Source organism: Aestuariivivens sediminis (genome assembly GCF_022662105.1).
GTDB classification, from domain to species: Bacteria; Bacteroidota; Bacteroidia; order Flavobacteriales; family Flavobacteriaceae; genus Aestuariivivens; species Aestuariivivens sediminis.
In genome coordinates this window covers 537,431-550,086 of sequence record NZ_JAKMCP010000002.1, presented here as the reverse complement: position 1 = coordinate 550,086, position 12,656 = coordinate 537,431, and the positions used below count along the sequence as shown (strand labels likewise).

Genomic DNA, 12,656 nt, shown 5'->3' with positions numbered 1-12,656 from the left:
TTATTGCGCATAAGACTTACCGGATTAATGGCTTCAAAACTTTAGAGTCTGACAAATAGAGATACGTCAGTAAATTATTCATTTACTGTTAAATCCAAGATAGGCCATCACCGCATCATTTCCCTGCAATAGGTTCTGTGGTATTGGATTTTTGCCATTGAATATCAGTAATTCCTCTTGAGGTAACAGGGTAACAAAATCTTCTAAGAATTTATTTTCATATGGAATGTTTCCGTATTTTAATTTTAGGTGATGGCCAAAGAAATTGTATACAGCTGTTCTTTTGGAATAGCCATAATCATGCTGTTCCGTTGGAAAATGAACGTGCTCCAATTTATGTTCGGCCTGATAGAGGGCATATATGCTTTTGATGTATGGATATTCAATTTGTGGTGTGTTCCTTGTCCAATCAGCGCCATCGGAGATGAGCATAAGAGGTCTCGGTGCGCAGAGGGCTGCGATTTCAACATTATTAGTTTGGAGTCCCTCACTTCGGTGTATGGGCATTCCGCTTTCACAAACACATCCTCCAAAAAAGTGCGCGGATACTTGAACGACGGGTGCAGATACTTTAATCCTGTCGTCGATTGCAGTTAACATAAATGATTGTGTCCCTCCTCCCGAAGCACCGGTAATACCGATCATAGATGAATCAACATCCGCTCGGGAGATAAGGTATTCAAGAATTCTTTTACTGTTCCAGGTTTGTAGCAACAATGCTATGGGAATATCATGATTTACCTGTTTGGATTCTCCGTACCCAACCATATCATATGCAAAAACGATGGCTCCCATTCGTGCAAAAACCGCACAGCGTATTTGCATATCTTCACGCATACGACCATTGTCCCAATGTCCGTGGGGGCATAAAATGGCAGGATTTTTATCTTTTTGATCTGTGGGGCTATAGATATTACCCGTAATATAGAATCCGGGAAAGCTTTCAATGGCAATATTTTCAACTGTATAACCGTCCATTTCTTTCTTATCCCGAATAATGGCATTGAAGTTACCCGATAATTCAGGCATTTTAGCAAGTTGCATGCCCTCAATAATTCCTTGCTTAATTTGATTCGCTCTTTTTTCCCACGTGGACAGATCATTCCATTTGGATTTAAACGTTTTCATCATCACGTTGGCTTCATCCTCCGTCCAATACTGCCCCATGCATAGCATGGCATCCTGACCGAATAGGGTTATACTAAAACATACGGGTAATAAGATACTTATAACAAACTTCATCACATGTTATTAAGAAAATTTGCTAAGGGTATACTAACGGTATGTTGTGTATAATCCATCAGAAATTTAAGGTTCTGCAAACAAGATAGTAAAATTGTGAATATTTAAACGGGTTTCATTTACACAAAAGGCTTTATTTTATAAATTAGTTTTATACAGGATAAAGACATGTATTGCTAATATATAACGCGGTTTTGTTTAGTATAAGAAACCCCTGACCAATGATAGAACTATTTTCTCAAGCGGCCTTAATTATTTTCACTTTGGTAACCCTGCTATGGGGATGGAGTGTTGTTATAAAAAATGTAAGTATTGTGGATATTTTTTGGGGTTTTGGGTTTGTCGTTGTGAATGCGTTCTACGTATTTATGTCAGGAGAACTGCATGCCAGAAAAATAGTGATTCTAACTTTAGTTACTATTTGGGGACTTCGGCTTGCAATTTATCTTGCCTACAGAAACATGGGTAAAGAAGAGGATTTCAGATATCAGGAATTCCGAAAAAATTATGGTCCCAAACGCTATTGGTGGTTTAGTTATTTCCAAACTTTTTTATTACAAGGCGCCTTGATTATGATTATCTCCTTACCCCTTTTAGGAATCAGTTCAAGTAAAAGCAGCGGGGCCCTTAGTATATGGGATTATATAGGGATTTTAGTATGGCTTGTTGGATTTACGTTTGAAGCTGGCGGTGATTTTCAATTGGCACGTTTTAAAAGTAATTTAAAAAATAAAGGAAAGGTCTTAAAAACAGGGTTTTGGAAGTACACCAGACATCCAAATTATTTTGGAGACTCCGTCGTTTGGTGGGCCTATGCTATTTTTAGTATTGCCGCAGGGAGTTACTGGCAAATAATAGGTTCTATTGTCATGACTTTTTTGATTATTAAGATATCGGGTGTGAGCTTACTTGAAAAAACGTTAAAAGAAACAAAACCGGAATACAGAGATTACATTCAAAGAACAAATGCCTTTTTCCCATGGTTTCCAAAAAAATAAATAACAATGGATGTTATCACTAAACATATGTGGTTTATACTTTTTGTAGCTTGGGGATTACCATTAGGCTATTACCGAAGTAAATTCCGCAAAATCGTATATCAAACCAATAGTTGGTTAATAAACATTAAACCTCTTTTTTGGAAAGAAATTAAAGGCCTTTTTGGGAATATCTATCCTCAAAATCACGAATACAAAAAATTCAGAAACTTCTACCGGTTCTATCTTACTGTTTATTTCTTGCTATTTCTGGTTTATCTCATATTTTGATACAGATTTCTTAAACATAAGCAAAGCACCGCAAGGTGTATAATCAATTGCTTTTGAAATTCTGAATTCTCCAGAGTTCAGGGCCTTTTCTAATAAAAAAATCAAATCTTTTAGCCTTTCTTTGAGAAACGGGTTGCTTTGATATAAGACTATAAAATGTCCATTTAGTCTACTTTTGCTTGCATTGGAATCACTTCAAGGATAGCGTTATACCGGAAGGTTTAACTTTTTTAATCTTTCCATCATCATTAAAATTTAAACTATCAATAGCCAATTCCCTATAAAGCTCTGTAGTATTATCTTTTATACGATGGTATAAAATATAATTTTGGCCGTTTTCTTCAAATACGCTATGATGGCCCGGTCCTCGAGTAGTCTTATCCTTTGAAGTGGTTAAGATAGGACTATTATCACCCTCTACCCAAGGGCCATAAGGGCTTTTTCCATGGGCATACCTTACTTTATAAGTTTCGGTAGTACACTTTCCATCTGAATACATTAAATAATAGGTACCGTTTTTCTTTAACATAATGGGCGCCTCAAAATAATTAGGCGGTGTTATGTCCTTTATTTCTTCTTTGTTGAAGCTAATCATGTCTTCCTCTAATTTTACTACAAAACAATGACCATTAACCCAATTTAATCCGGATCCCCAATATAAATAAACCTGACCATCATCATCTATAAAAACTTCGGCATCAATCATATGATACTCAGGAAACATGTTTCCTTTAATTAAAGGCGTATTATCTGGTTTTGCATTCTTCCATGGCCCCAGCGGATGGTTACTAACCCCAACCCAGATCTCGCTTCCCACGGACACATACATATAAAATTTGTGATCTGTACCCTGAATGACCGACGGAGCCCAAACCCTACTGTCATTTGATGTTGGACTCACACATAATGTTTTTGTAGGCCATTCTATGTGCTTTTGTTCCCAATTCTTAAAATCAGAAGATTGCATGACCGCCAAATCTTCCCCTCCCCATGGGTCCTTCGTTGCGTAAATGTAAAATACGCCTTGATGCTTAACAATAGATGGATCTGCAAAGTGTCCGTCTACAATAGGATTATTTATGACCACCAGGGTTCTTTTTTTATTGCAACTAAACCATGTTACCACTATTATAATGGCCACTACAACATTGTAATTTGTTTTTCGATTCATTTTCTAATGTATTTAATGTAAGTATGCGTTAACACCCATATTTAAGCCCAGTCCATTACGGTATCTTCGAAGTGAATTACCAAAATAAGTAATTTAACATATACCACCACTATACCGCTATTGTTAAAACTAAAAAACTCTTTGAAGACTTACAATGTGCAATTATTTTTATTATAGACATCCGTAATGAATAATAGGACATTAAATGGCATTTATAAAATCTAAACATGTTACCAGGATAGAATATCCAACAAGAATAAATATTCTGTTAGTATTCGAAGTTCTTAATTCATGCGCAACCGATGGCAATAATTCAAATTTTGATAAAGCTTTTGTTGCAGATGACCCTAATTGTCGTTAGTTTAACCGATAGAGATATCAAACTAACATTAATGACCTCTTCAACTACACTTACAGAAGGAGGGTATAAAGGAAGCGGTGCAGTATGGACGTTTCATTTATACACATCTGATGATGAAATTGATTTATATAATGTTGAGTCAGAAGAGTTTGTTTCAACCATAAAAGGTAATTACACGGGAGATTATACTTTTGTTAGATAGGACCAAGATGTATGCTTTTAATAACCTTGATTAAAACGATTTGTTGTTTTAAAGATATCTTATTCTAAAATAGTTTTGGAGACACCAATAGATTTTTTATTAAGCGCACTATTTGTTTTAATCATAAAATTCTCTAATACTTCAAAACCACTTCCACGAATATTTGGGTTTATAAAATCCGGTTTTGTAAAAACTGCATTTACATCTTTTGGAAGATTATCGATGCTGTTATAATATACGTTATTGTTAAATATGGTGTTTTGGTCCTTTCCAAAAGAAAAGGAGCTATTGCCTTCAGAATAGAAAATATTATTTTTAAAAGTGGTATTTACAGGCCAAGGGCCACCCCAGTTATCCATTTTCACTATGGTATTGTCTAATGATTCTTTCGGAAGAATTATTACATTATTGTAAACAGCTGTGTTTTCAACAGGACCTGTAATATGAAATACTGGCGAAAAATCACCTTCACGTTCAGTTGGATATGGTCTAATACCATCGTTAATACTAAAATTATGTCTAATAATGGTATTTTTTGTGCCTATATTCCCAGATGTATTAAAGGTATTTCCATTGTTGCAGACTAATAAAAATCCACCATAATTGTCGTGACTATAATTATATTGAATAATGGTTCCTTTACAGTTATAATCAGAATCATAACCTTGTCCATCCCATTTAGCTTTATGTCCGCTTACTTCGTTATACTGTATTAATGTGTTGTCTGAACTCCAAGGCCAAATACCAGCAGCAGCTTCTTTGTGTGAAAGAATATCGGGAAAATCTCTAAGCACATTATTTTCTATAATAGCACCATCGCAACCTATAGGCACAATGCCATCACCTGGAATTTGTTCTAATAAATTATTACGAACAATAACACCAATACTGGGATACCATTTTTCTCTATTAATATTTCCCCTGGAATTAATACCATTTCTACCACAGTGATGTAAATAACAATTTTGAATAATTAAATCCACAAAACGTGTTTTTACTTTCTCTCCTGAGTTTTTCCATATAATAGCACTTCCGCCACCATCACTTTTTACTAAACTTCCATTAACATGATGTATTTCAAGACTATCTAGTACTATATGATGAACCTCTCCATAATCTTCAGCTTTAATAGTAACACCTCTTCTGTTAGCTTCTCTCTCTTTACCTGTATTGGTAATTTCTAAATTATAAACTTCCCAATATTCAACATTGTATAATAATAGGGTGTGTAATTTTTCTCCTTCACCATGAATTGCAGGTTTTTTGCCTTTGTCATAACGATTAATAATGATAGGTTTTCCTTCAACACCACTTCCTTTAGGCTCTAATTGGCCGACATAGCTTGTTCCTGATTTAAAAAGAATTTTATCTCCAGGTTGAAATGTAATACTATTAACTTTACTTAATGAAGCCCAGGCTTTTTTTGGTGAATTTCCAGAATTGGAATCATTACCATTATCGGCGTCAATATAATAAGTTGATGAGCAACTGGTTAGCATTAAAACAACAGTTACTAAAATTGATAAGATGACATTTTTATTCATATCACAATATTTTAAATTAATGTACTAAAAAGAATACTATTTATGATTAACCTCAATAGAACCAATATCAGGTACTCCGTTAATTTTAATGCCTAAAATCCCTCATTCTGCAGTTCTACTCCTACATGCAGCCTATATAGCCTGATCCTCCTGTTACTTATATTTTCATTTAGTTTTCTATGATTTTTTTTACTTGGAGGGTTGTTTTCTATTTGAATCAAAATTATGCTAATCATTTATTGCTCTGTACGGTCCCTATGGTCAATTTAGGGGTGCAATTAGTTCATGTGATTTATATACAACTTTTATTATCCAATAATATAATACATTCGAATTGAAAAGGGGCCGCTTTAAAAACAGCATAGAAAACTACATAAATTAAGCTAAATAAGGGAGTGAATATCGGCAAGTATTAAAAAGCCCCTTAATGGATTCTTTATTAAGATTCGCTTTGTAGCACATCTTTTAAAAAAGTATTGCACATTTTGTACTGTATTAATATAAATCCACTTTTTATGAGATGGAAAAGGTATGATATACAAGCAATAATATCTCAGATAGGGTAAACCATCAGAAAACCCTAAAACGCTTTAAAACCGCGATAGGTCATGCTTAAATGAGGCCCAGCAACTCCAAAACAACCAGAGTCATTTCAATGGTATAATCATGCACACTAATTTTTTTGAAATTTAGAATAAAGGGGTGGGTTTTTTGGGTTTTAATTTCATTTCAAGTCGTTTAATAGGTGTTTGACCAAGTAATCATATTTTCCCTACTTAATTATTTCCACAATCACAATTGGTGAAGTTTGGTTTTGGTTCTATCCATTGAGGAGTATTTTCACTGAATTTAGAACATTTAGTAACCTTACTAACAACCCAACTTGATAAATTTCTATTGAATTTTGATCTTCTAAACATCTCGTTCATATTAGTCACATTACTTATATTCCAACTACTTATGTCTCCATTAAATTCCGATGCTTTAAACATAAAACTCATATTGGTAACATTACTGACATCCCAGTTACTTATATCTCCTTTAAAGGGGTTATAAATAACACCAAAAAATCCAACTGCTCCACAAAACATAAAACTCATATTGGTAACATTACTGACATCCCATTTCGAAATATCTCCATTAAATACTGAATAGTGAAACATATGACTCATATTAGAAATCTTACTTACATTCCAATTCTCAATATTATTATTGAACTTAGAAATAAAAAACATACTACTCATATTAGTGACATTACCAACATCCCATTTTGAAATATCCCCATTGAATTTTGAACTTATAAACATATCACTCATATCAGTTACATTACTGACATCCCAGTTACCTATATCTCCCTTAAATTTAGATTTATAAAACAGACCTTTCATATTAGTAATTTTAGATGTGCAAATGGCAGTAATATCTTCCTTATTTGCAATCATTTTTCTCAATTGTTCTTCACTTACAACGGTATAAGTTTTACCATTAACTTTTTGAGTGTAACCAATTTCAACATCATCTCGACATTTAATAGTAACACCATTTGAACCAAGGTATAATGGGGTATTTTGACCTATCCCATACACGGAAACCAGAAATAGAATAGAAAATAATAGTAGTTTTTTCATTTTGGAAGAATTTAATGAATTAACAAATAAATTAGGATCACTATCTTTTAATAATGGATAGCGCAAATTGCTTAATTTCCAAATCCAATTGATATGGACATCCAGCGATCTGAAGTAGCAACTAATACACCTATTATAACAACAGGAATGGCAATACTTACAATAATTGATGCTGTTTTATCTTTAACCTTTATTTTTTCTACTTTTTCTCTGTTAATTAGGGTCTTTACAGTTTTTCCGCTTACCTTTTTAACACCATAGATGTCATCATCAATGATCTCTATTCTATTGAATTTAACTGGAAATTGATCCGGATATTCCACTTCTACTCTGGCATTGTGTATCATAGCCTCTTCATAAGGAGCAGATACGGTTTTATAGATTGAACAACCCTGAATCAATATCAACAAAGCTAAAAAACACGCAGCAGCTTTTAAATGTCTTTTCATTGTATTCACCTTTACATTTATGGATGCTTCAATTTAATTAGAACACATAAAAGGTGAAATGATGAGAATCAGTTAGTAGATTTAAAGTCTTGGAGAGCGGTAATTAAATTAGCCGTTTTTTTATTTCTGATATGTAGAAGATTCGTTTTTGGTTAATCCTAAATCGAAAAGTCTAATTTACCTAAAGGAGCTGATTTAGTAGATCTGATGTCATCTTAATTATTACTACAATGAATTATAAACGTTGTTGTGCTTTCGTTATTTTTTTACTTGTCTTTATTCAACATCTGCTCTATTAATAACAGAATTTCTGCTGACTTTTCGTTAACCTCTCTTTGGTCACCCAAGGTTTCTTCAAACGTGAATTTTTTATTTTCTAATAAGGCGACAAAATTCCCAATAAAATCTTTTTCATCAATATTATTCCATAATAAGTGTTCTACAAAATTATTTTTATAACTACTGTTGGATAAGGTGGGATAACGCGTTGAATAGTTGCTGTATAACAGGTCGTATTGATTAAGATTGTTTTTTGATCTATTTATTTCATCTAGTTGAATGTTTTGTAATTGCATTAGTTCATCGATTAATTTACGGTTAAATAATTCAATATTTCCTGATGAAATGATGGTGTTAAACGTATTATTATTATAATCCCTTTTCACATAATAATGCCAATCGAATTCAAATTGGGCAATTTTTTTAATGGTGTCTATTGTTATTGAAGATTGACCGTGTATACGATCTTTAAATTTCTGAAGTCTAAAAATTTCATTTCTTTGCCAATTAGCTACTTTATTGATTTCTAATGTATCTCTGGATAAATCTTCCATTAGAGATTTTAAATAATATTCTTTTAACCTATTATTTTTTAGGTTTTCGTTCCAATTATTAATACTCAATGCAATTAAAATACCGATCACAACAAGTATTATCTCGCCTATAGCATAAAGCAGATATTTGCTGAATTTGTTTTCAGTCAGCAGTTTTTGTCTAATTTTTCTAAAGAATTTTATCATTGGTTGGATTAAAGGTTTTTTAGAAACCAGTTAGCTACCATTTCGGCATATTCAATAGGCGGTTCATGTTTAACATTGTATTCTACAAATTCTTTTTTAACTAATGGGATTAAGTCGTAAAGCTGATGTGCATCTTCCATGCTATAAACAGGATCTTCATTGCCCATAAACATTAGGAATGAATTACTCTTGATATGGCTAGCGTAAGTATATGGCACCCAAGGTTGATATTCTGGGTTTCTCCATATAGGGGTTAGTCCTGCAACAGCAGTTTTAATTCGTGAATCGGTACTTGTTAGTTCAAATGTAATTAGCCCCCCCAAGCTCAGACCCAAAAAACCAATTCTGGAAGCATCAATGTCGTTTCGGTTAGAAATGTAGTCCATGGCTCTTCTGTATTCAACAGCGGTTTGCATAAACATCTGTCTGGCTTTGTATGGGAAGGTACGAGGCCATGGTGGGGGATTGAAGTCATTCTCATAAGATCGCTCACCATGATAAACAGCATCCAGTGTCATTACTGCAAAGCCTTTAGCAAGTAAGACCTTTGTTACCAATCCGCCTTTAGGCCAACTGTCATCTTGTAGCCACCGCTCTTTGGAACCATATATGCCATCTACCAAGAATACGATGGGGTACTTATCTTCTCCATTGTTAGGAATAATAAGGTAAGCAGGTACTTTACTATTATTGATTCCAGTAAAAATGATCTTCTCTTTATCACAACCTTCAAATTTGTCCTTAAAAACTATTTTAGCGTCAAGTGGAATATTTCTATCATACTCAAAAAATTGTACAAGGGCTTGATAGACTTCTTCACTAACTATGGGTAGTTTAGTTTCAGCAGAAGCCTTTTTTGCATTAGCTAGAGTCTGTGAATTAGTAACAAAATAAATCGTAATAGTTAGAAGGAGGAATACGTTTTTTATCATAACGATATTGTTTGATTTTATTCTATTGAGTATAACATATTTATTGCTTGTTTAATGATTTAATCATATCAAAAATAAAATCATGCGGTAGGGCATGTCCGGATTCATAGAATTTCAATGCTTTATCTGTAATGGCTATTTTTTCAAAAAAATTTAATCATTGGTTTGTTGGTTTGTCATAATGTCCGTTAAGGCACATAGTTTACAAAGTTAAAGTCACATCCTTTACACTAGATTTTGACTTAGCCAAATTGATACTTGTTTGTCTCAGATTTTGATTTGATACTCTTATAAAGAGGAATAAAGCCAACTAACGTTTTATGTATACAATACATTCAAAAACCACTTATTTCACCTCTTGAATTAAATAACTGTTATTATTTAAGTCTAATTTTACAAAGTATTTCCCTCGTGGGATATTTAAAAGTTCACCACCAAGAGAAACTACTCGCCCAGAACCGGTTTTCCCCGACATTGGTATTTCTGCTGCCCAATAAAGATTAAATGATGTCCCTTTTCGAAATAAATAGCTACCCGCTTCAAGGTCAACAATAGTGCTCCAAATATTAGGTTGATTAACGTTTTGTTTTAAAAATATATCATTAGTACCTAAACCATCCACAATTTTTAGCAAGGATATTTTATTTGCCGTGATATCATATTCAATATAATCGCTTTTAATGTGGTGTTCAATATCTAGTTTTTGTAAAATTTCAGTGATGAAATATTTGTGTTGATTAAGTACGGTCGCATAATAATTGTGAGCATAATAGAGTTCCATAATATAGTTATGCAGAATTTGTAATTCGTTATTATTGAAATCTTCTTGGGTGTACCTAACACCATCCTTAGGGGTTTTTTTTACCAAGTCAAAGGTTTCTCTGATGTCCTGACTAATCTCTTTATTCAATTCATTGATTCTATCAATGCTTATTTGGTAACTGGTCACCAAATCAGATTGTTCTTCAGATATAAAATCCCAGGCTCCTGTACTTTTTATTTGATCTATGGTGATATTGTTTGGAAAATAAATGCATCGTTCCCAAATATTTGCGTTTCGAATTGCCCCATAAATGTTTAAGTATTCTTCGATAGCTTTGGGAGGGTATTGTCTTAAGCTATCTATTTTAATCAAACGCTTATTTTTGTTTTCTATATCTTGAATCGTTTGTTTTATTTTAGGTAAATCAGAATTAAGGTCTCTATATAACCTGCTTAAATACTCTTTGCCTTGTTTTTTTTCCTGAGAATGTTCTCGGTAATTATCTGCCAGCGTTCCAAGAAATACCGCAAAAAAGACGATCAGAAACTCTGCTCCATACTTTTTTAATGTGTTCATTTTTTTATGTCTAGTCATGAAATATGGCTGCAGGTTAAAATTGAATTTACGCTGTTAATTTATATACCATATTAGGTGTTTTAAAATTTAAAGATAACGAAATAACTTACGTAAATATTTGGTGGAATATAAAAACCCTAAAAACAACCTGTCAAAGTTAACGTCAAGAAGTCAACATTTTTTATCAAAATTGAAGAGGTCTAAAAATTAAAAAATTCTTTTAGAGGTATTTCCAAGGCAATAGCAAGTGATGAGATTTGGAGATTAAGGGGGAGTGGTTAGCTCCTCTTTGATTTTTTATTGAATTATACCGTTGTTGTACTTTCGCTATTTTTTTAATAGGGTTTTAATGATTTCAATTATATCATTGGATTGGTCGATTTTTTGTTTTAGATCTTTAGCATAATTTCTATATACATTTCTTTTCCAAAAAAAATAAGCCTCTAAAGCTATATATATATCTGGGTATCTTTTTTCAATTGTCAACATTTGTTTTAATTGTGATTGATTGCGGTATTCTTTCTGACGTAATACAACTGCACTACCTTTAATGGCTGCTTCTTTCAATAATTCGATAGCATCATCCATATTGGCTGAATATGTGTTTTTGGCCTCTATTATGCTTTTGTTATATTGGGTCAATAAACCACGAAGTTTCGGATTGAAAATATTTATATCTCCTGTACTTATGAGCGTTTCAATTGTACTTGATTTATATTCTATACCATAGGGAAAAAAATTATTTTTAAACATGTTATCGAAAATTTCAGCAATGCTTAAATCGGGTTTTGCATAAAATTTTCTGCTATCTTCTATTTTTTTAAATTCTCTCTCAAATATTAATATCGTTTCTTTGAAGTTGTTCTTGTCGAATTCCAAATCAGATAAAAGTTGTTGATAGTAACTTACCCTAATTTTTTCTTCTTTATTGGACTCGTTCCAATTATTTATTTGTAACGCAATCAAAATTCCAATTACCACAAGCATAATCTCGCCTATGGCATAAAGCAGATATTTGCTGAATTTGTTTTCAGTCAGCAGTTTTTGTCTAATTTTTCTAAAGAATTTTATCATTGGTTATAGGTTGGTTAAAATGAAATAAAACTTGTTATAAGTAATCTAATATACTCGTTTTATCGATTGAAAAAGATTAATTAAACGAGTCTTCCAGAATACTTATCCAGACAAGCGGTAATTAAATTAGCCGCTTTTTTATGCTCCCAACCTGATAAAAATAAAATAGCCCTCAGAACCTGCCTTTTTTTTACAGACCCTTGGGCTAACTTCCCATGATTAATAGCTTATCTAAAGTAGTAAATTTTTCAATTCATTGATTCATTCGCCTGCGAATTATTTTTCAAACTGGGGCTTCCTGTCCTATGTAGAAGATTCATTTTGAGTTAATCCTAGATCTGCAAGTTTTGAAACGTGGTCATCTTTTGTTACTGCGTTTTCATTCCACCCTTTTATGTTCTTTGCCCTGACCTTTGAAGATTCCTAA

The 12,656-nt window shown here is 32.8% G+C and carries 11 protein-coding genes; 2 read left to right on the top strand and 9 right to left on the bottom strand.

Features of this window, described 5'->3' with window-relative positions; genetic code table 11:
- Positions 1–78 precede the first annotated feature (78 nt).
- Positions 79–1,242 (bottom strand): alpha/beta hydrolase family protein, encoded by a 1,164-nt coding sequence (locus tag MR054_RS06735; protein ID WP_242157090.1) that lies wholly within the window; start codon positions 1,240–1,242, stop codon positions 79–81.
- A 221-nt stretch (positions 1,243–1,463) separates the two neighbouring features.
- Here MR054_RS06735 and MR054_RS06730 point away from each other — a divergent pair, with 221 nt between their 5' ends.
- On the top strand, positions 1,464–2,240 hold the full coding sequence (locus tag MR054_RS06730; protein ID WP_242157089.1) for a DUF1295 domain-containing protein: 777 nt from the start codon (positions 1,464–1,466) through the stop codon (positions 2,238–2,240).
- Between the two features lie 460 nt (positions 2,241–2,700).
- Here the strand turns inward: MR054_RS06730 and MR054_RS06725 are convergent, their stop codons facing one another.
- On the bottom strand, positions 2,701–3,681 hold the full coding sequence (locus tag MR054_RS06725; protein ID WP_242157088.1) for a family 43 glycosylhydrolase: 981 nt from the start codon (positions 3,679–3,681) through the stop codon (positions 2,701–2,703).
- A gap of 302 nt (positions 3,682–3,983) precedes the next feature.
- Between MR054_RS06725 and MR054_RS06720 the strand changes: the two genes are divergently transcribed.
- Positions 3,984–4,244 (top strand): hypothetical protein, encoded by a 261-nt coding sequence (locus tag MR054_RS06720; protein WP_242157086.1) that lies wholly within the window; start codon positions 3,984–3,986, stop codon positions 4,242–4,244.
- 59 nt (positions 4,245–4,303) lie between these two features.
- On the opposite strand, the gene MR054_RS06715 is transcribed toward MR054_RS06720, so the two are convergent.
- From MR054_RS06715 to MR054_RS06685, 7 genes are all read right to left on the bottom strand, one after another.
- Entirely contained in the window at positions 4,304–5,788 is a 1,485-nt protein-coding gene (locus MR054_RS06715; protein WP_242157085.1) for a right-handed parallel beta-helix repeat-containing protein, read from the bottom strand.
- A gap of 776 nt (positions 5,789–6,564) precedes the next feature.
- Positions 6,565–7,416, bottom strand: a complete 852-nt coding sequence (locus MR054_RS06710; protein ID WP_242157084.1) for a BspA family leucine-rich repeat surface protein — start codon at positions 7,414–7,416, stop codon at positions 6,565–6,567.
- Positions 7,417–7,487: 71 nt separating this feature from the next.
- A complete protein-coding gene (locus MR054_RS06705; protein WP_242083206.1) occupies positions 7,488–7,865 on the bottom strand; it encodes a hypothetical protein in 378 nt (125 codons plus the stop codon).
- Between the two features lie 266 nt (positions 7,866–8,131).
- Positions 8,132–8,884, bottom strand: a complete 753-nt coding sequence (locus tag MR054_RS06700) for a DUF6090 family protein (protein ID WP_242157082.1) — start codon at positions 8,882–8,884, stop codon at positions 8,132–8,134.
- An 8-nt stretch (positions 8,885–8,892) separates the two neighbouring features.
- Positions 8,893–9,816: an acetylxylan esterase gene (locus MR054_RS06695; protein ID WP_242157081.1), complete on the bottom strand. Its 924-nt coding sequence runs from the start codon at positions 9,814–9,816 to the stop codon at positions 8,893–8,895.
- 346 nt (positions 9,817–10,162) lie between these two features.
- On the bottom strand, positions 10,163–11,155 hold the full coding sequence (locus MR054_RS06690) for a hypothetical protein (protein ID WP_242157080.1): 993 nt from the start codon (positions 11,153–11,155) through the stop codon (positions 10,163–10,165).
- Between the two features lie 327 nt (positions 11,156–11,482).
- Positions 11,483–12,229 carry a DUF6090 family protein gene (locus MR054_RS06685; protein WP_242157079.1) on the bottom strand — a complete coding sequence of 249 codons (747 nt, stop codon included), beginning with the start codon at positions 12,227–12,229 and terminating at the stop codon, positions 11,483–11,485.
- Between the last annotated feature and the right edge of the window lie 427 nt (positions 12,230–12,656).

Excerpts from the sequence above, each read along its gene's own strand:
- MR054_RS06735 (WP_242157090.1), bottom strand. The coding sequence starts at position 1,242 with ATGAAGTTTGTTATAAGTATCTTATTACCCGTATGTTTTAGTATAACC.
- MR054_RS06730 (WP_242157089.1), top strand. The coding sequence starts at position 1,464 with ATGATAGAACTATTTTCTCAAGCGGCCTTAATTATTTTCACTTTGGTA.
- MR054_RS06725 (WP_242157088.1), bottom strand. The coding sequence starts at position 3,681 with ATGAATCGAAAAACAAATTACAATGTTGTAGTGGCCATTATAATAGTG.
- MR054_RS06720 (WP_242157086.1), top strand. The coding sequence starts at position 3,984 with ATGGCAATAATTCAAATTTTGATAAAGCTTTTGTTGCAGATGACCCTA.
- MR054_RS06715 (WP_242157085.1), bottom strand. The coding sequence starts at position 5,788 with ATGAATAAAAATGTCATCTTATCAATTTTAGTAACTGTTGTTTTAATG.
- MR054_RS06710 (WP_242157084.1), bottom strand. The coding sequence starts at position 7,416 with ATGAAAAAACTACTATTATTTTCTATTCTATTTCTGGTTTCCGTGTAT.
- MR054_RS06705 (WP_242083206.1), bottom strand. The coding sequence starts at position 7,865 with ATGAAAAGACATTTAAAAGCTGCTGCGTGTTTTTTAGCTTTGTTGATA.
- MR054_RS06700 (WP_242157082.1), bottom strand. The coding sequence starts at position 8,884 with ATGATAAAATTCTTTAGAAAAATTAGACAAAAACTGCTGACTGAAAAC.
- MR054_RS06695 (WP_242157081.1), bottom strand. The coding sequence starts at position 9,816 with ATGATAAAAAACGTATTCCTCCTTCTAACTATTACGATTTATTTTGTT.
- MR054_RS06690 (WP_242157080.1), bottom strand. The coding sequence starts at position 11,155 with ATGAACACATTAAAAAAGTATGGAGCAGAGTTTCTGATCGTCTTTTTT.
- MR054_RS06685 (WP_242157079.1), bottom strand. The coding sequence starts at position 12,229 with ATGATAAAATTCTTTAGAAAAATTAGACAAAAACTGCTGACTGAAAAC.